At 70.7% G+C, this 20,234-nt stretch carries 22 protein-coding genes and 1 pseudogene; 10 read left to right on the top strand and 13 right to left on the bottom strand.

Features of this window, described 5'->3' with window-relative positions; all coding sequences use genetic code 11:
• Position 1: 1 nt before the first annotated feature.
• Both AB0K11_RS25125 and AB0K11_RS25120 read right to left on the bottom strand, forming a co-directional pair.
• Positions 2–496, bottom strand: a complete 495-nt coding sequence (locus tag AB0K11_RS25125; protein ID WP_364983580.1) for a VOC family protein — start codon at positions 494–496, stop codon at positions 2–4.
• A 45-nt stretch (positions 497–541) separates the two neighbouring features.
• Positions 542–1,228, bottom strand: coding sequence for a WHG domain-containing protein (locus AB0K11_RS25120; RefSeq protein WP_364983577.1), 687 nt, complete (start codon positions 1,226–1,228; stop codon positions 542–544).
• Between the two features lie 110 nt (positions 1,229–1,338).
• Here AB0K11_RS25120 and AB0K11_RS25115 point away from each other — a divergent pair, with 110 nt between their 5' ends.
• Complete coding sequence (locus AB0K11_RS25115) at positions 1,339–1,779, top strand: nitroreductase/quinone reductase family protein (protein WP_364983574.1); 441 nt, start codon at positions 1,339–1,341, stop codon at positions 1,777–1,779.
• On the opposite strand, the gene AB0K11_RS25110 is transcribed toward AB0K11_RS25115, so the two are convergent.
• From AB0K11_RS25110 to AB0K11_RS25090, 5 genes are all read right to left on the bottom strand, one after another.
• Positions 1,776–2,456: a hypothetical protein gene (locus AB0K11_RS25110; protein ID WP_364983571.1), complete on the bottom strand. Its 681-nt coding sequence runs from the start codon at positions 2,454–2,456 to the stop codon at positions 1,776–1,778. The genes AB0K11_RS25115 and AB0K11_RS25110 overlap by 4 nt on opposite strands.
• A gap of 126 nt (positions 2,457–2,582) precedes the next feature.
• Positions 2,583–3,224, bottom strand: a complete 642-nt coding sequence (locus tag AB0K11_RS25105; RefSeq protein ID WP_364983569.1) for a LysM peptidoglycan-binding domain-containing protein — start codon at positions 3,222–3,224, stop codon at positions 2,583–2,585.
• Positions 3,225–3,293: 69 nt separating this feature from the next.
• Positions 3,294–4,700, bottom strand: coding sequence for an FAD-dependent oxidoreductase (locus AB0K11_RS25100; protein WP_364983566.1), 1,407 nt, complete (start codon positions 4,698–4,700; stop codon positions 3,294–3,296).
• A gap of 29 nt (positions 4,701–4,729) precedes the next feature.
• Positions 4,730–5,668, bottom strand: a complete 939-nt coding sequence (locus tag AB0K11_RS25095) for a sterol desaturase family protein (protein WP_364983564.1) — start codon at positions 5,666–5,668, stop codon at positions 4,730–4,732.
• Between the two features lie 26 nt (positions 5,669–5,694).
• Positions 5,695–7,263: a carboxylesterase/lipase family protein gene (locus AB0K11_RS25090; RefSeq protein ID WP_364983561.1), complete on the bottom strand. Its 1,569-nt coding sequence runs from the start codon at positions 7,261–7,263 to the stop codon at positions 5,695–5,697.
• Between the two features lie 88 nt (positions 7,264–7,351).
• Here AB0K11_RS25090 and AB0K11_RS25085 point away from each other — a divergent pair, with 88 nt between their 5' ends.
• Positions 7,352–7,693 carry an SMR family transporter gene (locus AB0K11_RS25085; RefSeq protein ID WP_364983558.1) on the top strand — a complete coding sequence of 114 codons (342 nt, stop codon included), beginning with the start codon at positions 7,352–7,354 and terminating at the stop codon, positions 7,691–7,693.
• Complete coding sequence (locus AB0K11_RS25080) at positions 7,693–8,016, top strand: multidrug efflux SMR transporter (protein WP_264010858.1); 324 nt, start codon at positions 7,693–7,695, stop codon at positions 8,014–8,016. Before AB0K11_RS25085 ends, AB0K11_RS25080 begins: the two co-directional genes overlap by 1 nt.
• Here the strand turns inward: AB0K11_RS25080 and AB0K11_RS25075 are convergent.
• From AB0K11_RS25075 to AB0K11_RS25065, 3 genes are read right to left on the bottom strand one after another with little or no spacing between them, the layout of a single operon-like run.
• Positions 7,985–9,184: an MFS transporter gene (locus tag AB0K11_RS25075; protein ID WP_364983555.1), complete on the bottom strand. Its 1,200-nt coding sequence runs from the start codon at positions 9,182–9,184 to the stop codon at positions 7,985–7,987. The two genes, AB0K11_RS25080 and AB0K11_RS25075, sit on opposite strands and share 32 nt — an antisense overlap.
• Positions 9,185–9,205: 21 nt before the next feature.
• Positions 9,206–10,117, bottom strand: a complete 912-nt coding sequence (locus AB0K11_RS25070; RefSeq protein ID WP_364983552.1) for an SDR family NAD(P)-dependent oxidoreductase — start codon at positions 10,115–10,117, stop codon at positions 9,206–9,208.
• Positions 10,114–10,722: a TetR/AcrR family transcriptional regulator gene (locus AB0K11_RS25065; protein ID WP_364983549.1), complete on the bottom strand. Its 609-nt coding sequence runs from the start codon at positions 10,720–10,722 to the stop codon at positions 10,114–10,116. Before AB0K11_RS25065 ends, AB0K11_RS25070 begins: the two co-directional genes overlap by 4 nt.
• Positions 10,723–10,898: 176 nt before the next feature.
• On the opposite strand from AB0K11_RS25065, the gene malQ reads away from it, so the two are divergent.
• Together malQ and AB0K11_RS25055 are read left to right on the top strand one after the other, a co-directional pair.
• Positions 10,899–13,082 (top strand): 4-alpha-glucanotransferase, encoded by a 2,184-nt coding sequence (malQ, locus tag AB0K11_RS25060; RefSeq protein ID WP_364983546.1) that lies wholly within the window; start codon positions 10,899–10,901, stop codon positions 13,080–13,082.
• Positions 13,083–13,161: 79 nt separating this feature from the next.
• On the top strand, positions 13,162–13,581 hold the full coding sequence (locus AB0K11_RS25055) for a hypothetical protein (protein ID WP_364983543.1): 420 nt from the start codon (positions 13,162–13,164) through the stop codon (positions 13,579–13,581).
• A 21-nt stretch (positions 13,582–13,602) separates the two neighbouring features.
• Here AB0K11_RS25055 and AB0K11_RS25050 read toward each other — a convergent pair whose 3' ends face one another.
• Both AB0K11_RS25050 and AB0K11_RS25045 read right to left on the bottom strand, forming a co-directional pair.
• Positions 13,603–14,037 (bottom strand): SRPBCC family protein, encoded by a 435-nt coding sequence (locus AB0K11_RS25050; RefSeq protein WP_364983540.1) that lies wholly within the window; start codon positions 14,035–14,037, stop codon positions 13,603–13,605.
• 95 nt (positions 14,038–14,132) lie between these two features.
• Positions 14,133–14,978 carry a lysophospholipid acyltransferase family protein gene (locus tag AB0K11_RS25045; RefSeq protein ID WP_364983537.1) on the bottom strand — a complete coding sequence of 282 codons (846 nt, stop codon included), beginning with the start codon at positions 14,976–14,978 and terminating at the stop codon, positions 14,133–14,135.
• 99 nt (positions 14,979–15,077) lie between these two features.
• Here AB0K11_RS25045 and AB0K11_RS25040 point away from each other — a divergent pair, with 99 nt between their 5' ends.
• Positions 15,078–15,986: a metal-dependent hydrolase gene (locus AB0K11_RS25040; protein ID WP_364983534.1), complete on the top strand. Its 909-nt coding sequence runs from the start codon at positions 15,078–15,080 to the stop codon at positions 15,984–15,986.
• Positions 15,986–17,092 (top strand): PDR/VanB family oxidoreductase, encoded by a 1,107-nt coding sequence (locus AB0K11_RS25035; RefSeq protein ID WP_364983531.1) that lies wholly within the window; start codon positions 15,986–15,988, stop codon positions 17,090–17,092. Before AB0K11_RS25040 ends, AB0K11_RS25035 begins: the two co-directional genes overlap by 1 nt.
• A 3-nt stretch (positions 17,093–17,095) precedes the next feature.
• Here the strand turns inward: AB0K11_RS25035 and AB0K11_RS25030 are convergent, their stop codons facing one another.
• Positions 17,096–17,440, bottom strand: a complete 345-nt coding sequence (locus AB0K11_RS25030; protein WP_364983528.1) for a hypothetical protein — start codon at positions 17,438–17,440, stop codon at positions 17,096–17,098.
• 84 nt (positions 17,441–17,524) lie between these two features.
• Between AB0K11_RS25030 and AB0K11_RS25025 the strand changes: the two genes are divergently transcribed.
• The 3 genes and pseudogenes from AB0K11_RS25025 to AB0K11_RS25015 form a co-directional block, all read left to right on the top strand.
• The gene (locus tag AB0K11_RS25025; protein WP_364983526.1) at positions 17,525–18,958 is read left to right on the top strand and encodes a serine/threonine-protein kinase; all 1,434 of its coding nucleotides are present in this window, start codon (positions 17,525–17,527) and stop codon (positions 18,956–18,958) included.
• The gene (locus tag AB0K11_RS25020; RefSeq protein ID WP_364983523.1) at positions 18,955–19,830 is read left to right on the top strand and encodes an LLM class F420-dependent oxidoreductase; all 876 of its coding nucleotides are present in this window, start codon (positions 18,955–18,957) and stop codon (positions 19,828–19,830) included. The genes AB0K11_RS25025 and AB0K11_RS25020 overlap by 4 nt, the downstream gene beginning before the upstream one ends.
• Positions 19,827–20,219: pseudogene (locus AB0K11_RS25015) on the top strand (nuclear transport factor 2 family protein); the annotation flags it as partial. The gene AB0K11_RS25020 and the pseudogene AB0K11_RS25015, both read left to right, overlap by 4 nt.
• Positions 20,220–20,234 lie beyond the last annotated feature (15 nt).

The following is a 20,234-nucleotide window of genomic DNA, read 5'->3' as shown; positions in this document are numbered from 1 at the left end:
TTCACTGCTGTTGTTGTCTGACGTAGTCGAAGAACTGGCGGATCTCGTCGGGGATGTGGGCGATCTCGACGTAGGGCACCCCGGCCCGTTCGTCGAAGACGTAGGCGAAGCGCATGCCGCCGGGCATGACGCCCTGCGCGGCGACGGTCGCGCCGCCGTCCGCGGCGGCCGCCACCGCGGCGTCGAACGCGGCGTCATCGGCGACCTCGACGCAGACGTGGTGCAGGCCGGGTCCGGATCGGTCGAGGAATTCGGAGTACACGCTGTCGCCGGTACCGGGGGCGATCAGCTCGAGTTGCAGGTCGCCCGCATAGCTCAGGGCGATGTCCGCGGTGTAGTCCGCCGGCCGCCCGCGGTGCGTGCAGGTGTCCGGACCGAAGTGCACGCCGGGCATCCGCACCCATTTCCGGGCGCCGAGCAATGCCGACAGGCTGCGCTCGGTCGCGTCGAGGTCGCCGGTGACCCATGCGAGCTGGACAGGTGTCTGATTGAGCATCGAGTCGAGAATATCGCCGGTGGCGCCCGGTGGCTAGAACGTGTTCTAGTTTTGTCCGGTCATCTCGTCGACCAGCAGTCCGAACTGCGCGTCGAACAGCAGGGCGGGCCGGGTGAAGGTGTCGGATCCGTACTGACCGAACACCTCGAGGTTGATCGCCCCGACCAGTCCGGCCCACAGGGCGATGCACCGGACCACCAGCGCGTCGGTGCCCTCGAACCCGAACTCCGCGCGGAGTCCGTCGAAGTCGGACGACAGGGATTGTGGGACAACATCTTCCGGCATGCCGATCTCCCCCGCGGCGACACCTTCGGCGACGGTGTCGAACAGCGCCTGCACCACCCTGGTGCCGGGGAGGACGGTGCGTTCGGCCGGGGCGTGGTAGCCGGGCACCGGACTGCCGTAGAGCAGCGCCCACCGCGACGGCTGGTCGACCGCCCACTGCCGCGCTGCGCCACCCATGGCGATCAGGCGGTCGCGGGAGGACGCGACCGGAACGGCGCGTGCCCGATCGACGGCGTCGGCGAGTTCGGAGTAGGCGTCGACCAGGAGAAGGGTCAGCAACTCGTCGCGGCTCGCGACATAGCGGTAGACGGCGGACGACACCATGCCGAGGTCTCGGGCGATCGCGCGCAGCGACAGCCCGCCCGGGCCGTCCGTCTCCAGGTGCTTGCGCCCGAGTGCGACGATCTGCGCCTCGATCCGATCGCGTGACTCCTGGCGTTTGCCCACGCCGTCAGTTTGACACAACCGAGAACAGTGCTCTTGCTTTACGGTGGTTTCGGTGGCATCGTGAGAAAGAGAGCAATGCTCTCGCATCTGACACGAAGGGGTTCCCCACCATGACCGCACGCTATGACCCACCGGACCGCGTCGCCAGGATGGTCAACCAGATCTTCCGCTGGCTGGCCGAGGGCGGTGTCAGCATCGCCGGCACCCGTGCCCTGCGCGTGCGCGGCCGCAAGTCCGGGCAGCTGCGCACCGTGGTGATCAACCTGCTGACCGTCGGTGACCGTGACTACGTCGTGTCACCTCGCGGCAACACCCAGTGGGCCCGCAATGCCCGCGCCGCCGGCGAGGTGGAGACCGGCCCGCGCTGGCGGCGGCGGCGCCTGCGCGTCGTCGAGGTGGCCGACGCCGACAAGGCGGCCCTGCTCGAGCGCTATCTCGAGCGGTGGTACTGGGAGGTCAAGGGTCACGTCGCGGGCCTGACCCCGGACTCGACCGCCGAGCAGGTGCGAGCGGCGGCTCCGTCGATCCCGGTGTTCGAACTCGTCGGTTAGGCCGGCGGGGGCAGCGGCGGCGGCGCGGTGCCGCCGGTGACCGTGAGCACGTCCTCGCGGGCCTGCTGGCTGGCGACCTGCCACGACACCGCGGCCGGGAACTTCCCCCAAGTGCTGTTGAACATCCCGATGATCACCGCCCGGCCGTCGGGGGTCACCGAGTAGACCGGTCCGCCCGAGTCGCCCTTCTGGCTGACCACGCCGTTGGCCATGGTGAACCAACCGTTGTAGACCGCCTCGACGGTGCCGCAGCTCTCACCGGTGATCACCCCGAAGTGGCACACCGGCATACCGGCCTGCGGCACCACGGCGGGATCGGTGACCAGTTGCCGCCCACCGGGCAGGACGTTGTTGACCGGGACGTTGACGGCCAGGCCGATCGCCTCCCAGTCGGAGATCTGGTGGTTGGTGTCGATGGTCGCGCCGTCAGGGGTGTTGTCCCGGTACAGGGCCTGGGTGCCGACGAAGTTGCCCGCGCGGTCGAACACCGGCCCGCTGCCTCGGCAGTGCCCCGCGGTGAACGCGACCCGCAGTTGGGGATCGACGAAGCCCAGGGTGCACACGTTCGCGTCCTGACGGATCTCCATGCCGGGATAGACGAGCACACCGGGCTGGGCGAGGGCGGGCGGGACGGCCGTGGCGACGCCGGCGAGGCCGAGGGCCACCGCGGCAACCACGCGAAACCAGCGTCGGCGCACGGAGGCCTCCGATCGGTCGGGTGTGCTGGCGGTCAAGCGTAACCGGCACAGTGGCCGGTGCGCCGAGAGAGCGAGCAACCTCCCCCGAGGGCGCCCGTGGAGCGGTCAGGGAATGGTCAGCACCTGCCCGGGATGGATGAGATCCGGGTTGGCGATGCCGCTGGCATCGGCGATGCGCTGGTACTTGCTGCCGTCGCCGTAGAACCGCTCCGCGATCGCCCACAGTGTGTCGCCGGGCGCCACAGTGTGGGTCCGCGGTGCAGGCGGCGGAGGTGGAGGTGGCGGTGGCGGGGGTGGCGCCGCGGGCTCCGGCACCGGCGGCGGCGGCGGGGATTCGGGTTCCTGGACCGCGGCGGGCGCGGCTTCGGGCGTGACCGCGGGCTCCGCGGGTGGTGCGGGGACGGGTGGCGCCTCATCGGTCTGGGTGTTCGACGCCCACGCCGGGCCGTCGAAGCCGTAGAGCACCAGGTTGCGGTCGTCCTGCAGCAGCAACCGGACATCCTTGGCGCCCTTGGTGTCGGTGTGCCACACGGGTTTGTCCGGCGTGCACAGGACGAAGTTGCCGTCGGTCTGGACCTCCGCCCGCACGACGTCCTGCCCGTCGGTCGCGGTGGCCCACACCGCGTGCCCGCCCGCCTGCAGCACCAGGTTCCCGTCCTGCTGCAGTGTCAGGGTGTACGCCCCGTTTCGGGACGTCAGCGATTGGCCTACTTCGAGTTTCTCGCCGTTGTGCAGTCTGTCTGACACGTGCCGGTCCCTTCCGCGGTGGACGGCCAGAGCTTATCGATCTTGACAGTCGCCGTGGCCGGTTCGGGCTCAGGAGTCGAATCCCAGTCCCACCCTGTCGAGTCCGCGTAGCAACAGGTTGCGGCGGCCCGCCGCATGGTCGGCCCGGTCCAGAGACCAGCGGGTCGCATGAATTCCGATGGCGGCCAGCGGTTCTGGCGGAAACGGAACGGGACGCCGCGCCACCATCTCGAGTTCCGTGCGCTCGGTGGGGCGACCGTCGAGCAGGTCCAGGCAGGTGTCGGCGGCGAACCGGGCCGCGCCGACGCCCAGTCCGGTGAATCCGTTGACGTAGGCGACACGGCCGTGTCGCGCCAGCCCCCAGTGCGCGCAGAACCGGGTGTTGGTGTCGATGGCGCCGGCCCAGCGGTGACTGAACCGGACGTCGTCGAGTTGCGGGAACGTGATGAAGAAGTGCGCCGCAAGGCGCCGGTAGCTGCCCGGCCGGTCCTCGTACGCGGGATCGACCCGGCGCCCGAAGTGGTAGACCGCGTCGTAGCCGCCCCACACGATGCGGCGGTCTTCGGTGAGCCGGTAGTAGTGGAACTGGTTGGCGGAGTCGCCGATGGCCTGCCGGTTGCGCCAGCCGATCCGGCCCAGCTGCTCGTCGGTGAGCGGCTCGGTGGCCAGCACGTAGTCGTAGACCGGAACGGTGTGAAACCGGTTGCGCCGCAACAGACTCGGGAACACATTGGTGGCGAGTACTGCCTGAGCGGAGGTGACCGTGCCCGCGCCGGCGGACACCCGAAGGCGAGGGCCGCTCGAATCGACCGACGTGGCCGCGGATTCCTCGAAGATCTCGACACCGGCGGCCGTGCAGGCACGAGCCAGCTCGAACGCCAATTTCGCCGGGTGGACGACGGCGCAGTCATCGGCGCTGAACAAGCCGGCGCGGAACGTCGGCGAGTTCACCTCCGCCGTCACCTCGCGACGGCTCAGAAGCCGGCCCGCGCCCTCGGCCGACGCTCGCTCCAGCCAGGCGTCCTGATGCGGCTCGGTGGCCACCAGCAGCATCCCGGTCCGCTCCCACTCGACGTCGAGACCGAGCCGCTCGACGTCGGCCTGCATCCCGTCGAGGTTCTCCATCCCGAGCCGCTCGAGCCGGTCGAACTCCTGCGGCCAGCGCGACTTCCCGTTCTGCGCACCGTGAGTGAGGCTGGCGTCGACGAATCCGCCGTTACGCCCCGAGGCCGCCCAGCCCACCCGGTCGGACTCGACGACCACGACCCGCCGGCCGGGCCTGCGTTCCGCGGCGTGCAGTGCCGCCCACAGCCCGGTGTAACCGGCGCCGACCACCAGCAGGTCGCAGTCCACCGTCCCGGTCAGCCGGGGGTAGCGGGGCCGGGGAATGTCGAGCCACATCGGCGCGAAGGCGCTCGACGCCAGCGCACGGTCGAGCAGAGCCGGGTCGACGTGGCCGTCGAACACTGTCCGCATCCTGCGCAGGCTACGGCTGCTTCGCCCGGTCAGATGGGTACTTCGGCGGATGGGCCGACCGGCACGCGCCGGTGGGCCGGCTGCCAGCCCGGCGGCCCGAAGACGTACCCGAGCCGGTCGCGCCACCGGGTCGCCGACCGCACGTCGGCGGCGATCGCGACGTACTCGCGGGTCTGCAGCTTCCAGATGTTGAAGGTGTCGACCGGCTTGGTGAGGCCGTAGTGCGGGCGGAACAGCTCGGCCTGGAACGTGCCGAACATCCGGTCCCACAGGATGAAGATGCCGCCGTAGTTCTTGTCGAGGTACTCGGCGTCCATCCCGTGGTGCACCCGATGATGCGACGGCGTGTTGAACACGAATTCGAAGGGCCGCCAGAGCTTTCCGATGCGCTCGGTGTGCACCCAGAACTGGTAGATCAGATTCAGCGAGAAACTCGCGAACACCATCCACGGCGGAACGCCCAACAGCGGCAACGGAACCCAGATGAGGATCTCGCCGCTGTTGTTCCACTTCTGCCGCAGTGCGGTGGCGAAGTTGAAGTACTCGCTGGAGTGGTGGGCCTGGTGGGTGGCCCAGATCAGCCGCACCCGGTGTGCGATCCGGTGATAGGCGTAGAACAGCACGTCGACACCGACGATCGCGACGACCCACGTGTACCACTGGGTGGACGGTAGGTGCCATGGCGCGACGTAGGTGTACAGCGCCGCATATCCGAGCAGCGCGGCGAACTTCCACGCGCCGGTGGTGGCGATCGACACCAGGCCCATCGAGATGCTCGCCCAGGCGTCGCGGGAGTGGAACGCCCCGGCGGGGGCGCGCCCGTCGCGGGCATCCTCCAGCTTGCGGGCAGCCGTCCACTCGACGATCAACAGCAGCAGGAAGAACGGGATGGCGAACAACACGGGGTCGCGCATCTGCGGCGGCAGCACGTCCAGCGCCGACCGCACCGCGTCCCAGCTGGCGTTCATCGTCGCACCTCCCGGCCCAGTTTAAGTCACCGGAAGTTGAGCACCTGGTCGCCCCAGGCGGACCTCAGATGCTGGTCGAGGTCGGTGACCAGCTGGTCTTCCTTGTCGATGACGAGGGTGCTGTGGTCACCCTGCCGGTACGGCCGCCACACCGGGCCGCCCGCTGACGGGTCGCCGTGCACCGCGAAATCCAGCCAGCGCCGCCGCACGCGCCGCGACACCTCACGGCCGGCCTTGAGGCCGCCGAGCTTGAAGGTCGGGTCCTTCGAGCCGGCCACCAGATTGCCCCAGACGTAGGGCAATTCGGTGGCGTGCGCGGCGCCCAGCCGCAGCAGCCGCAGCATCGGGGTGGACCAGTCGAAGCGGTACACGAACACCGGCGCCACCGCGCTGTGCCCGTCGGCGAACCACAGCGACGGCATCCGGAATCCGATGTCGCGCGCAACGCCCAGGCCGCGTGCCTTGCCGCGGGCGCGCGGGTACGCGCTGCCGATCTGGGCGTCCGACGGGATCTGCAGACCGGGCTGCTCGGACTCGATCTCGGCGAACATCGCCTTGATGGCCTGCGGGGTGATCGGCATCAGCGGTGAGCGCATCCAGCGGAACAGCGCCGCCTCGTCCCTGTTGGTACCGATGATCAGCGGCACCGGGTGTGCCCGCCCGTCGCGCGCCACGTCGATCGGATGCTCCGGCACCAGGTCACCGTCGACGATCGGGGCGAACGCCAGCGTGCCGGGAGTGCTCACCGGCACTTCGTCGAACAAGCGTTTCGATGCGGCCAGGACGACGTCCAGCGGAAGGTCGGGCAACCGGCCGACCTCACCGGCCTGCAGGCCGAGGTGCCCGAGGAACCGCTCGGCGACGCGGCGGCCGCGGCCGGCGTCATAGACGGAGGTCACCGGCGAACTCTGGGCGATGGCCCGGGCGAACAATCCCTCGGCGGCCGGACTCGTCATCAGGGTGGTGACGATCCCGCCACCGGCCGACTCGCCGAACAGTGTGACCCGGTCGGGGTCGCCGCCGAACGCGGCGATGTTGTCCCGCACCCAATGCAGGGCGAACACCACGTCGCGCAGCCCGCAGTTCGACTCGAAACGGCTGTCCCCGAACGAGGACAGGTCGAGGAAGCCGAAAGCCCCGAGCCGGTAGTTGATCGTCACGACCACGACGTCGCCGTCGGCCGCCAGCGCCCGGCCGTGGTACAGCGGCTGGTTGGCCGAACCCAGCACGTACGCGCCTCCATGCACCCACACCATCACCGGCTTGCCGTCTCCGGCAGCGGTGTCGGACGAGGCCCACACGTTGAGGCGCAGGCTGTCCTCGGCCTGCGGCCCACCGAGGTCGATCGGGATGCGGGCGTCGGTGGCCTGCGGACACACCGGCCCCACCCGGGTGGCGTCGGCGACCTCGCTCCAGCGCTCCGGCGGCCGCGGCGCCTGCCAGCGCAGTTCGCCGGTGGGGGCGGCGGCGTACCGGATTCCCTTCCACACCTTGACTGTTCCGTCGTCCGTGCCGCGCACCGGTCCGTATCCGGTTTCGACGACCGGTCCGGCTTCCGCCGCAGCGGCGACGGGGGTGCGCCGGGGGTTCGGCATGGTGGCTCCTTCGACAGACAACTTCTCCAGGGTACTCAGCAACCCCGGCATGCCCGGGCGGCTCGGTCACGGCCACTAGGTTGGGTGCGTGCGCCCGTTCCCACTGCTGGCCGCGGCCATCGTCAGCGAGGTGGCCGCCACGCTGGCTCTGCGCGCCTCGCAGGATCATTCGGCGTGGCTCACCGTGGTGACCGTGGGCTATCTCGGTGCATTCGTGCTGCTCACGCTGGTGCTGCGAACCGGGATGGCGGTCGGCGTCGCTTACGGCATCTGGGGCGCCTGCGGCACGGCGGCGACGGCGGTGCTCGCGGCGGCGATCTTCGGCGACCCGCTGACGTGGCCCATCGCCGCGGGCATCGGTCTCATCATCGCCGGCGTGCTGCTGGTCGAGTTCGGCTCCCATGAACGCGCGGACGGGCCCGCATCGTGATGTGGCTGACACTGGCGGTCGCGATCGTCACCGAGGTGGTGGCGACCCTGTCGCTGCGCGCGTCGGACGGGTTCCGCAGGCGGGTCTGGATCGTGCCCGTCGTGCTGGGCTACGCGGTGTCGTTCACGCTGTTGTGGGTCACGCTGTCGCTGGGCATGCCCGTCGGCATCGCGTACGGGATCTGGACGGCGTGCGGGGTCGCCGCCGTCGCCGTGATCGCGCGGTTCCTGTTCGGAGAGCCGCTGACCGCCACGATGGCGCTCGGCATCGCGCTGATCGTCGGGGGCGTCCTCATGATCGAGACGGTCGGACTCGCCCACTGAGCGCGCCGGCCAGCACCACGGTCACCACGCCCGCAAGCGGCACGACGAGCAGGCCCACCCGCAGCCCGGCCGCGTCGGCGAGCAGTCCCACCACCGGCGGCGAGGCCAGGAATCCGATCCGCAGCAGCCACGTGACCAGCGCAAGGCCGGTGCCGGGCCGCAGGCCCGGCAGCCGGTCGGCGGCGTGCATGGCCGCCGGGATCAGGGTGGCGATCCCCAGCCCCGCGGCGGCGAAGCCCGCGATGGTCGACGGCACGCTGGGAAACGCCAGCGCAGCGCCCATCCCGGCGGCGACGACGGCTCCGCCGGCGCGTGCGACGGCCGCTTCGCCGAACCGGTCCACCAGCCGGTCGCCGAACAGCCGGCCGACGAACATGCAGGCCACCAGCGCGATGTAGCCGAACGGGGCGACGGCCGCCGCCGCGTCCAGGCTGTCGTGCAGATAGAGCGTCGCCCACGTGCTGCCCGCGTCCTCGACCGCGGCGCCGGCGATGGCAATCGTGGCGAGGGCGCCGATGACGGCGTACACCCGCAGTCCCGCGCGCTGCCCGCCGGCCCACGCCGCCGCCGGGTGGTCGTCGTGGTCGGAGCCGGTCAACATGAAGCGGTAGGCGATCAGCACGGTGGCGCCGAACACCACGGCGGAGCAACTCAGCTGCGCGGCGCGGGGCACCGCGAGGGCGATCGCCGCGGCGCCGAGGAGGCCGCCGGTGATGGCGCCGGACGCCCACACCGCGTGGAACGAATTGATGATCGAGCGGCCGTAGTTGCGCTGTACCCGCAGCGCGTGTGCGTTCTGCGCCACGTCGGTCACCGCGTCTGAGGCGCCTGCGACGAACAGCGCTGCGGCGAACAGCACGCCCGACGGCGCGAGTCCGGCGAGGAGCACGAACGCGGCGATGCCCAGCGTTCCAGCGACGCCGACGCGGGCCGAGGTGAACCGGCGGATCAGCGCGCCGGCCGCGACGCCTGCGACGAACGCGCCGCCAGAGAACGCCGCCACCGCCACACCGAACATCGTGTTGGACAGCGCGAGGTCGGCCTTGATCTCCGGGAAGCGCGGCACCACCGAGGCGAACAGTGCGCCGTTGGTGAAGAAGAGGGCCGCCGTGGCGATCCTGGCCCGCCGGTCGCGTACCGCGGCCGTGTCGAGCCGTGCGGACACCATGGCCGCCCACCCTACCGTGCGCTAAATGGCAAGGGTGAGAAGGCGTTCGCTGGTCTCCCAGAGGTCCCGGGCGCGCTCGGTGTCGTAACTGTCGGCTGACGAGCGGATCGGGCGCCGCCCGGCGAAGTACCGGCCGGTGACGTCGTCGAAGCGGGGGTCGGCGGCGAGCGCCGCCAGGTGACGGCCGGAGGTTCGGGTGCTGTTCACTCCCGGAAGCACGCGAAGGGCGGGAAACACGTAGCGCCACAGCAGTTGCTGCGCCGGCGAGTGGTCGCGCGCCAGTCCGGAGCCGGGCATCAGGCCGGGGTCGAAGGCCGTGACGGTGATGCCGCGGCGACCGCGGTCGAGCCGCCGATCGAGTTCGTAGGCGTGCAGCACGTTGCACAGCTTCGATGTGGTGTAGCGCCGCCGGCCGTCCGCGGCGCTCGACGCCTCGCCGGAGGGATGGGCGAGGTCCTCGGCCGAGGTGTACTGCGGGTCCGGCATGCCGGAGAACTTGGCCGGGTCATGGGTTCCGCTGCTGACGATCACGATGCGAGCGGGTGGCGCGAGTTGGCCGAGCAGTCCGTCGACCAGCGCGAAATGACCGAGGTGGTTGACGCCGAAGGTCAGCTCGACCCCGTCGACGGTGCGTTCCAGACCCGAGACCACCTGCAGCCCGGCGTTGCACACCAGCGCCCGCAACGGCGGTAGCCCGCGCGCTGCAAGGCGGGCGGGGAATTCCCGCACCGAGCGCAGCGAGGCGAGGTCGAGGGGCAGCACCGTGCACCGCGGCGCGCTGCCGAGCCGGTGCACCGCCTCGGCCCCGCGGCGGGTGTCGCGCACCGCCAGCACGATGTGCCAGGACGGGTCGGTCTCCAGCAGCGCCTGCGCGCATTCGAAGCCCAGCCCGCTGTTGGCGCCGGTGATCACGGCGGTCCGGTCGGCGGTCATTGTTCCTCCAGAAGGACGGGGATGAGTGCGCTGATGGCCTGGTGGAGGCGGCGGTACATGCGCTCGACGTCGGTGCGGCCGGCTTCGAGGTGGTCGGCGAGGAAGACGCCGTCGGACTGGGCGACCGCGAATGTGGTCAGCTCGTCGGCGACCCGGGCGGCCACGTCGGGCTCGGTGTCCGGCGGCAGCATCGCACCGATGGCCGTCCGGAAACCCGCGATCGCGGTGTCACGCACCCGGCGTACCACCGCGGCCACGGCGGCATCGTCGTGGCGTTCCAGCGACAGCAGGTAGAACAGCCGCAGGAAGTCCGGATGCTGGGCGAGCAACCGGGCAGTGGCGGCGAGTCGCTGCGGCGGGGTGGCGGCGCCCTCGTCGGGAATCGCGGCGAAGAAGCGCTCGGCGCCGCGTTCCATGACCGCGGCCAGCACTCCCTCCTTGGATCCGAAGTGCCAGTAGATCGAACTCGGCGGGAGCCCGCACGCCCGTTGGATGTCGCTGATCGACGTCGCTGTGTAGCCGCGGGTGGCCATCAGGCGCTCGGTGACGTCCAGGATGTGCGCCCGCGAGTTCTGTCCCTGCTGTTGCTTCTTCGTCAGCACCATCGGGTACCCTTCTGTAGGGATCGCTACAGTCACAACGTACCAGGAGTTGCGCCCGCCGTCCCGGCCCGCGGATTAGGTTCGTGCAGAACGGGAATGCCCGGCCCGTCAGATGCAGCAGGTCCTGAGAGGAGTCTTCGATCCGCGATGCCGACCGACTACGGGCAAGATTGGCTGCCATGACCGAACTGCCCGCGTCGCTCGTCGAACTCGCCGGGCGCTACGGCGTCGCGACCCACTTCGAGGACTGGACCGGCAGGCGGGTGACGGTCGCCGAGTCCACCCTGACCGCCGTGCTCGCCGCGCTGGGGGTGGCCGCGGACACCGAAGACGAGCGCGCCGCCGCCATGGCCGGCCACGAGCGCGAGTACTGGCAGCGTCCCCTTCCGCCGATCGTGCTCGCCCGGTCCGGCGCGCCCTCCTCGTTCTGGGTGCACGTCACGCACGGCGACCCCGTCGAGGTGTCGCTGCGGTTGGAGGACGGCACCGAGCGCACAGGGCTGCGGCAGCTGGAGAACAACCGCGACCCCTACGACGTCGACGGCCGACGGATCGGCGAGGCCAGCTTCGAAGTGCCCGACGACCTGCCGCTGGGCTATCACCGGGTGCTGATGCAGTCGGGCGCCACACACGCCGACGCTCCGCTGGTGGTCTCCCCCTCCACGCTGACACTGCCCGCCCGGCTCGGCGCCCGGCGCAGCTGGGGCCTGGCCACCCAGCTCTACAGCGTCCGGTCGCGGAACTCCTGGGGCATCGGTGACCTCACCGACCTGACCGACCTCGCCGTCTGGGCGGCGGCGCGGCACCAGGCCGGGTTCATCCTGGTCAATCCGCTGCACGCGGCCGCCCCCGCGCCGCCGATGGAGGCGTCGCCGTACCTGCCCACCTCGCGCCGCTACGTCAACCCGGTCTACCTGCGGGTGGAGGCCATTCCCGAGTACGCCTACGTCCGCGGTCGCAACCGGATCCGCAAGGCCCGCGAAGGCGTGCAGGCCAAGGCAGACCGAGCCGACCTGGTCGACCGGGACGCGGTGTGGCGGGCCAAGCGAGCCGCGCTCGCGAAGGTCTACGAGGTGCCGTGGTCGGCCGGCCGCCAATTGGCCTATGCCGCCTACTGCGCCCGCGAAGGCGCCAGCCTCGACGCATTCGCCACCTGGTGCGCGCTGGCGGAGCGGCACGGCAACGACTGGCACGAGTGGCCGGAGGAGTTCCGGCATCCCGAGAGCGCCGCGGTCGCGCAGTTCGCCCGCGACAACGCCGCCACGGTCGACTTCCACCGCTGGCTGCAGTTCGCGCTCGACGAGCAGCTCACCCTGGCCCAGTCGACCGCCCTGCAGGCCGGCATGGACCTCGGCATCATGACCGACCTCGCCGTCGGGGTCGATCCCAACGGCGCCGATGCCTGGGCCCTGCAGGACGTCCTGGCGCTCGGGGTGACCGCGGGCGCACCGCCGGACGAGTTCAACCAGCTCGGCCAGGACTGGTCGCAACCGCCGTGGCGGCCCGACGAACTGGTCGCACAGGCTTACGAGCCGTTCCGTGCGCTGGTCAACGCGGTGCTGCGGCACGCCGGTGGCGTCCGGATCGACCACATCATCGGCCTGTTCCGGCTGTGGTGGATCCCCCGCGGCGCGTCCCCGACCGAGGGCACCTACGTCCGGTACGACCACGAGGCGATGATCGGCATCGTCGCGCTCGAGGCGCACCGCGCCGGGGCCGTCGTCGTCGGTGAGGACCTCGGCACGGTCGAGCCATGGGTCCGCGACTACCTGCGCGAACGGGGCGTGTTCGGCACGTCGATCCTGTGGTTCGAGCTGGACCGCGACGGCACCGGCGGGCAGGAGCGCAGCGACTCGGGGAGTGACAGCGGCGGAGACCGGCCGGGACCGCTGCCGGCCGAACGGTGGCGGGAGTACTGCCTGTCGTCCGTGACCACGCACGACCTGCCGCCGACCGCCGGCTATCTGGCCGGCGAACACGTCCGGCTGCGGGAAGAGCTCGGGTTGCTGACCCGGCCCGCCGAGGAGGAACTGGCCGACGACCGGGCCCAGCAGGCGGCGTGGCGGGCCGAACTGCGCCGCGTCGGGCTCCTCGACGAGGACGCCGACGTCGAGGAGACGGTGCTCGCCCTGCACCGCTACCTCGGACGCACACCGTCGAAGCTGCTGGCGCTGTCACTGGTCGACGCCGTCGGCGACGTCCGCACCCAGAACCAGCCCGGGACTTCCGACGAATACCCGAACTGGCGGATCCCGCTGAGCGGCCCGGACGGTCGTCCGGTGCTGCTCGAGGACGTGTTCACCGACTCGCGGGCCGCCCGGCTGGCCGAGGCGATGGCGCAGCAGGTCAACCCGCCGCTGTAACGCCGGAGGCTTCTGCTCCGGTTTCACAATCGTCACACCTGCGATATGTTCGCACCGCACTCGATCCGACGGAGGCCACGTGAACAAGCTCGTCCTGCTCGGCGCCGGAGTCGCCGCAACCGGCGCGGCCGCCCTGATCACGGCGGGCGCCGCCCTGTCGCAGCCCGCCGACGCCAGCTCGATCAACGTCGTCGGCGAGCCCTACCTGAAGGCGCAACAGATCCTGAAGAGCCAGGGCATCACGGCCACCTTCAGCGGTTCGGTCGGCAGCGCGCTGCCGCAGTCGCAGTGCCTGGTCGGCTCACAGAAGGTCAACTCGGTGGGCAAGATGCTGCTCACGCTGGACTGCTCGGCCAAGGCCGAGGAGCAGCTCAAGGCAATGGGCCCCGCGGGCGGACCGAGGGTCGGCAAGAACGGCGTCACCACGGTGACCCCGACCCCGATGGTGCCGATCGCGGGCGCGCCCGGCGCCGGTGCCGGACCCATCCCGGCGCGCTGAGCCCATCTCTGCTCAGGAGACCTAGGTCTCTGCCATCGCCCTGAGGTTGTCGAGCGTCTGATTCATGGTTCTGCCGACCTGCCGCGCGGCGACCCGGTCGGCGATCAGTCCGAGCAGGCCGCCGGGAGCCTCGTAGGCCAGCCGGAAGTTCACCTTCGTCTTGCCGTCGCCGCAGTCCCGCAGCCGGAACCTGCCACGCATCGTGATCCCGGTGATGCCGATCCAGGCCAGATCCCGCCTGTCGTCGAACTCGACCACCTCGATCACCCCGCCGATCGGCACCGACCCGATCTTCCAGTGCACCGTGTACCGCGAGCCCACCCCTGTCGGACCCTCGGTGACGGTCTCCCACCGCTCCAGGTTCGCCATGAACTCCGGGTAGCAGTCCGAATCGCTCACGTGTTTCCACACCGCGTCGCGATCGGCGTCGACGATGATGCTCCGTTGCAGCCTCATCAGGTCCCTCGTTTCTTCGCGCAAGCGCTCATCAGGTCCCTCGTTTCTTCGCGCAAGCGCTCATCAGGCCCCTCGGTTCTTCGCGCAAGCGCTCATCAGCCGAGCACCGGGAACCGTCGCCGCGCCGCCAGTCGATCCACGCCGTCCTGAAGACTGCTCAGCACCCTGTCGTTGATCGCGTCGTCGTCGCCGACCGCGATGTCGTCGGCGCTGATCGGGTCCTGCACCTCGATGGCGATTTTCGTCGGCAGCGGCAGCCGCGGCACCATGTCGGTGACCACCAGTCCCCACGGCGGGGCCAGGGCGATCGGCACGCTCTTCAGCCGCAGCGTCTTGTCGACCCGCAACAACCGGGCCAGCCACTGACCGCGATCGAGGAACAACGCCGCCTCCTGACCACCGACGCTTGCCACCGGGACTATCGGCACACCGGCCTCACGGGCGAGTTTCACGTAGCCCTTGCGGCCGCCGAAGTCGACGTCGTGGCGTTTCCAGGACGGCCGGAACACCTCGTAGTCGCCGCCCGGGTAGACGAGCAGTGCCGCGCCGGACTCCAGGGCCAGCGTGGCGTTGTCGTGGTTGGCCGCGACGGTCCCGAACTTGCGCAGCGATCCCAGGCCGGGCATCGACACCACGAGGTTGTGCGCCAGTTGGTAGAACGGCCGCTCGACACCGAAGTAGGAGCAGAACGCCAGCGTGAAGACGAAGGTGTCGGGCGGGAGGTTGCCGCCGCTGTGGTTGCCGACCAGCAGCACCGGGCCCTCGGAGGGGATGCGGTCCAGCCCGCTGACGTCGGCGCGGAAGTAGAGCGAGGCCAGCAGCCACAGGCCCGGTAGCTGCTCGCGGATGTAGTCGGCGTCGCGCTGGTCGAGGTCGGCTTTGGGCACGCGATCCGACACCTGATGTTTTGCCCACGCAAACGCGTCGCCGATTCCTGCCATGCCAGATGTTATTGACCTCACACAACTACCTGAAACCTGCGGTCCCCCCTACCGGTCGTAGACTGCGGGTCATCGGCAGAGCGCCCCGGGAGGTCAGCCATGTTGCGTCCGCGCCGTTTCGAACGCGAGATCGACCCCGGGCCGGTGCAGATCCAGGCCCGCAAGGTGCACTTCGACGTCGCCGGCGTCCCGCTGCACTGGATCCCGGGCCACCCCGTCGCCTCCCACATGGTCAGCCTGCTCAACATCGTCCTGCCCGCGGCCGAGCGGTGGTTCGTCGCCACCTACGACGAGGCGCTGCCGCTGGTGACCGACGCGCGGCTGGCCGAGGACATGCGGGGCTTCATCGGCCAGGAGGCCACCCACGCCGACACCCACGACCGCGTGCTGCACGACTTCCTGATCGATCACGGCGTCGACCCCGCGCCGATCCTCGACCAGATCGAGTACGTCTTCGGAAAGGTGTTGGCTCCCAAGCAATTCAGCGGGCCCGACGCGGAGCGGCGGCGGCTCAATCACCTGTGCGACCGGCTGTGGCTGATCGCCGCCATCGAGCACTACACCGCGGTGCTCGGCGACTTCTCGCTGAACTGCTCGTGGGACGACCACGGTGCCGACCCCACCATGGTCGACCTGTTCCGCTGGCACGGCAGCGAGGAGGTCGAGCACCGCAGCGTCGCCCACGACGTCGCGGTGCACTTCCACGACAGCTACCCCGACCGGATCCGCGCGATGATGATCGCCGCCCCGATGATGCTGGCCTTCTTCCAGCGCGGCGTCCGTCACTTGACCACGGTGGATCCCCGGACCGAGTTCGGCTGGTGGCGGCTGCAGCGGCTGCGGATGCGCGACTCCAAGGCGGGTCTGCTGCCGAGGTACCGCAGACTCTTCGGTTCCAACACACTGATGTACTTCCGGCCCGGCTTCACCCCCGAACACATGGGGTCGACCGCGCAGGCGGTGGCCTACCTGGCCAGTTCGCCCGCTGCGCGCAGCGCCCACCCGTGATGGCGGTGTTCAGCAGGTTCCGCGCCGCCCCGCCGAGCGCCTCCGATCCGCAGCGCCCCGACCTGCTGATCGGCCTCGCGGACGCGGCGATCACCGGGCTGTTCGGGTTGTCCGGCGCCATCCGCAGGATCTCGGCCCCCACGGCGCGCGACCGCAGCATCGCGCTGGCCGTCGCTGCCCGCGACGTAGTGGCCCGCGACCAGGACGTGCTCGCCGTGACGTTGACCGCCGCGGACGGCGGCCCGCTGCCGCGCTGGTTCCCCGGCGCGCACCTGGACCTGCACCTGCCCAGCGGACGGGTCCGCCAGTATTCGCTGTGCGGCGACCCGGGCGCCGCCGACCACTACCGGATCGCGGTACGGCGGATCCCCGGCGGTGGCGGCGGCTCCGTCGAGGTGCACGAGGCGCTGCGGGTCGGCGCCACCGTCCGCACGCTGGGGCCGCGCAACGCCTTCCCGCTGACCGTGCCGGGCTACGGGTCACCGGCGCACCGCTTCCGGTTCATCGCGGGCGGCATCGGGATCACCCCGATCCTGCCGATGCTCGAGCAGGCACACCGCCTCGGAGTCGACTGGTCGATGGTCTACACCGGTCGCAGCCGCGACAGCCTGCCGTTCCTCGACGAACTGGTCCACTTCGGCGACCGCATCGCGGTGCGCACCGACGACGTGGACGGACTGCCGAGCGCACGCGACCTGCTCGGCGACGGCCCCGCAGGCGCGTCGGTCTACGCCTGCGGTCCCGCGCCGATGCTCGACGTGATCCGGACCGCCCTGGTGGGGCGCGGCGACGTCGAACTGCACTACGAGCGGTTCGCCGCGCCGCCGGTGGTCGACGGCGCCGAGTTCACCGCCACCGCGGCGGCGTCCGGGGTGACCGTCCGGGTGGCCGCCGACGAGAGCCTGCTCGCCGCGCTGACGCGGGCCGGCGTGCAGGCGCCCTACTCCTGCCGTCAGGGCTTCTGCGGAACCTGCCGCACCCGCGTGCTCGACGGCGCCGTCGACCATCGCGACACGCTGCTCACCGGTCCGGAGCGGGCCGCGGGCATGATGCTCACCTGTGTGTCGCGGGCGCCCGATGGGCACCCGCTCACCCTCGACCTGTAGCGCTCAGAGGTGTTCGGCGAACGGCCACCAGACGCCGTCGCTGCCGCGCACCCCGTTCGGCTGGTCCATCGCTGCGGTGAGCGCGTCGATCTCCTTGCGGTCGAGCGCCACCGGCGCCACCTTGGCGCCGTCGTCGCCGCTGACGTCGTAGCCGAACGTCAGCGGCATGGCCGGGTGCAGCCAGTGACTGGTGGTGACCTCGGCGCCGCCCTCACCCTGTCCCGTCGTGGTCAGGAAGAAGCCCTTCCCGCTGGCGAACCGGGCAGCCACCGCGGCCTGCAGATGAGCCACGAAGTGGTTGGTGAACGTGCCGGGTATCGGCTGTCCGCCAGAATGAACCGTTGCCACTGAGGTCGTCCCTTCGATCGTCGACACTGAACTGTCACCGTCTACTTTCTCTGACTCCGGACGTCGCTGCCGTACTATTCGCCCATGCCGTTGGCCGACGGGGCGACCTTCGCGGGTTACACCATCGTCCGGTTGCTCGGGTGGGGCGGCATGGGTGAGGTGTATCTGGCCCAGCACCCGCGACTGCCGCGCCAGGATGCGCTCAAGGTGTTGCCCGCTACGGTGTCGGCCGACGAGGAGTACCGGGAGCGGTTCCACCGCGAGGCCGACATCGCCGCCACCCTGTGGCATCCCCACATCGTCGGGGTGCACGACCGCGGCGAGTACGACGGCCAGATCTGGATCTCGATGGACTACGTCGAGGGCACCGACGCCGGTCGGTTGATGCGCGACCAACATCCCGACGGCCTGCCCCAGCGCGAGGTGCTCGACATCGTCTCCGCGGTGGCCGACGCGCTCGATTACGCCCATGCGCGCAATCTGCTGCACCGCGACGTGAAACCGGCCAACATCCTGCTCGGCCATCCGGAGTCCGGCGAGCAGCGAATTCTGCTGGCCGACTTCGGCATCGCCAGGTGGACCGATGACATCAGCGGGCTGACGGCCACCAACATGACCGTCGGCACGGTGTCCTACGCCGCTCCCGAGCAGCTGATGGGCGAGCGACTCGACGGACGCGCCGACCAGTATGCGTTGGCCGCCACCGCTTTTCACCTGCTGACCGGCACACCGCCGTTCCAGCACAGCAATCCGGCGGTGGTGATCAGTCAGCACCTGACCTCGACGCCGCCTGCGCTGAGCACCCAGCGACCCGAACTCGCGTCGCTGGATCCTGTGCTGGCCAAGGCGTTGGCCAAGAAACCGGCCGACCGCTACGAGCGGTGCGCCGACTTCGCCCGTGCGCTGGCCCACCAGTTGGGGGTCGGCGCCACCGGCGAGACCCGGCTCTCGACGGCGGTGACACCCGCGCCGGCGCGCAGGCGGGCGCTGCGGCCGGCAGTGGTGGTGCCCGCGGTGCTGGCCGTACTGCTGATCGTCGCGATCGCCGTTGCCGCACTGGAATTCCGCAGGGCCGACGATCGCCCGTCGGATCCGGCGGCGGCGCCCACGTCTTCGACGAGTTCGGTGCCGTCCGTGAGCGCGGCACCCGCCGTCCCGCCGCCCAGTCCCCCGAACACCGTGACCGACACCGTGACCGAGTCGTCCACCCCGTCGGCCACCCCATCGGCGGCACCCGCGGCTGCGGTGGTCGGCGCGGACTGCTCACCGACAGGCAGCACCGCCACCACGGCCGACGGATCCACCGCGTACTGCGAGACGCTGCAGGGCACCGACTCGACGATCTGGTCGCTGACCCAGGGCGACATCCCGAGCCCGACCGTCACCACCGCGCCGACCGACGAGCCGCTGCCCGCGGAGGAGGAGCCGCCGGTGCGGGTGTGCATGCAGCAGACCGACATGACCCGCCGGGAATGCCGCCGGTCCATCCGCGAGAGCAACGGTCTTCCGCCGCTGTGAAATTCGCCGTCGTCGCACCGGTAGCCGCCGGGGTCACCGCCGACCCGCGGTGGATGGCGGCGTTCGCCCGCCACGTGGAGGACTGCGGGTTCGAGTCCGTCGTCGTCGTCGAGCACACCGTGCTGATGACCGAGTACGACAGCGTCTACCCCTACGACGACTCAGGCCGAGTCGAGCTCGCCCCGGACTGCCCGGTGCCCGACCCTCTGGACCTGCTGGCGTTCCTGGCCGGACAGACCGAACGGCTGGTGCTGGCCACCGGTGTGCTGGTGCTGCCCAATCATCACCCCGTCGTGTTGGCCAAACGCGCCGCGACGGTGGACGTCCTCTCGGGTGGGCGGCTGCGGCTCGCGGTGGGCACCGGGTGGTTGAAGGAGGAGGTGGAGGCCTGCGGTGCGCCGTTCCACGCACGTGGCAGGCGCGCCGACGAACAACTCCAGGTGCTGCGCACACTGTGGGACGACCGCCCCGGAGGTGCGGACTTCGCCGGGGAGTTCTTCGCCTTCGCCAATGCGATGAGCTATCCGAAGCCGTTGTCGCGCATCCCCGTTCACATCGGCGGTCACAGCCGCGCGGCGGCCCGGCGGGCCGGCCGGTTCGGCGACGGCTTCCAGCCTCTCGGCGTGGCGGGCGCTCAGCTTGCCGGGCTGCTCACCGAGATGCGGGACAGCGCGCGCGCCGAGGGCCGCGATCCCGCTGCGCTGGAGGTGTCACTGGGACATCTGGTCGACCGGGTGGACGCGGGCCGTGCGGAGAAGCTCGCGGCGCTCGGCGCGGACCGGCTGGTGCTGGCGATGCCCGCCGTGCGCGACATCGACCAGGCACGCGAGCTGCTCTCCGACTGTGCCCGCAGACTGGGGTTGCGGCCGTGACGCTGGACGTGCCCGACCGGCTCGCCGTCGCGGATCTGGTGCACCTGTACGCCGCGGCCGTCGACGATCGCCGGTTCGACGACGTGGTCGCCCTGTTCACCGACGCCGCCGAGCTGTGGCTTCCCGATCCGCCGCGTGCGCTGGAGCCGGTGCGCCGCCATCACGGCCATGACGGTGTGCGGGCCGCAATGGCGGTGGTGGCCGGGCTCGAACGCACCGAGCACGCGGTCGTCGGCGAGGTCTATGCCGAAGGGCCGCACCATGATTACGCCCTCGGCCGGATCGCCTGCGTGGCGCACCACTGGACCGTCGAGGACGGCCGCGTCACCGACGTGGTGTGGCATCTGCGCTACGACGACGAGTATCAGCGCACCGCATCCGGGTGGCGGATCCACGGCCGCGCA

Source organism: Mycobacterium sp. NPDC050551, assembly GCF_040674075.1.
GTDB lineage: Bacteria > Actinomycetota > Actinomycetes > Mycobacteriales > Mycobacteriaceae > Mycobacterium.
The sequence above is the reverse complement of the archived record's forward strand: the minus strand, read 5'-3'. Positions and strand labels throughout refer to the sequence as shown.

Excerpts from the sequence above, each read along its gene's own strand:
- AB0K11_RS25070 (WP_364983552.1), bottom strand. The coding sequence starts at position 10,117 with ATGACCGCCGACCGGACCGCCGTGATCACCGGCGCCAACAGCGGGCTG.
- malQ (WP_364983546.1), top strand. The coding sequence starts at position 10,899 with ATGACCGAACTGCCCGCGTCGCTCGTCGAACTCGCCGGGCGCTACGGC.
- AB0K11_RS25075 (WP_364983555.1), bottom strand. The coding sequence starts at position 9,184 with ATGGTGTCCGCACGGCTCGACACGGCCGCGGTACGCGACCGGCGGGCC.
- AB0K11_RS25095 (WP_364983564.1), bottom strand. The coding sequence starts at position 5,668 with ATGAACGCCAGCTGGGACGCGGTGCGGTCGGCGCTGGACGTGCTGCCG.
- AB0K11_RS25065 (WP_364983549.1), bottom strand. The coding sequence starts at position 10,722 with ATGGTGCTGACGAAGAAGCAACAGCAGGGACAGAACTCGCGGGCGCAC.
- AB0K11_RS25115 (WP_364983574.1), top strand. The coding sequence starts at position 1,339 with ATGACCGCACGCTATGACCCACCGGACCGCGTCGCCAGGATGGTCAAC.
- AB0K11_RS25045 (WP_364983537.1), bottom strand. The coding sequence starts at position 14,978 with ATGGCAGGAATCGGCGACGCGTTTGCGTGGGCAAAACATCAGGTGTCG.
- AB0K11_RS25125 (WP_364983580.1), bottom strand. The coding sequence starts at position 496 with ATGCTCAATCAGACACCTGTCCAGCTCGCATGGGTCACCGGCGACCTC.
- AB0K11_RS25080 (WP_264010858.1), top strand. The coding sequence starts at position 7,693 with ATGTGGCTGACACTGGCGGTCGCGATCGTCACCGAGGTGGTGGCGACC.
- AB0K11_RS25035 (WP_364983531.1), top strand. The coding sequence starts at position 15,986 with ATGGCGGTGTTCAGCAGGTTCCGCGCCGCCCCGCCGAGCGCCTCCGAT.
- AB0K11_RS25100 (WP_364983566.1), bottom strand. The coding sequence starts at position 4,700 with ATGCGGACAGTGTTCGACGGCCACGTCGACCCGGCTCTGCTCGACCGT.
- AB0K11_RS25025 (WP_364983526.1), top strand. The coding sequence starts at position 17,525 with ATGCCGTTGGCCGACGGGGCGACCTTCGCGGGTTACACCATCGTCCGG.
- AB0K11_RS25040 (WP_364983534.1), top strand. The coding sequence starts at position 15,078 with ATGTTGCGTCCGCGCCGTTTCGAACGCGAGATCGACCCCGGGCCGGTG.
- AB0K11_RS25050 (WP_364983540.1), bottom strand. The coding sequence starts at position 14,037 with ATGAGGCTGCAACGGAGCATCATCGTCGACGCCGATCGCGACGCGGTG.
- AB0K11_RS25090 (WP_364983561.1), bottom strand. The coding sequence starts at position 7,263 with ATGCCGAACCCCCGGCGCACCCCCGTCGCCGCTGCGGCGGAAGCCGGA.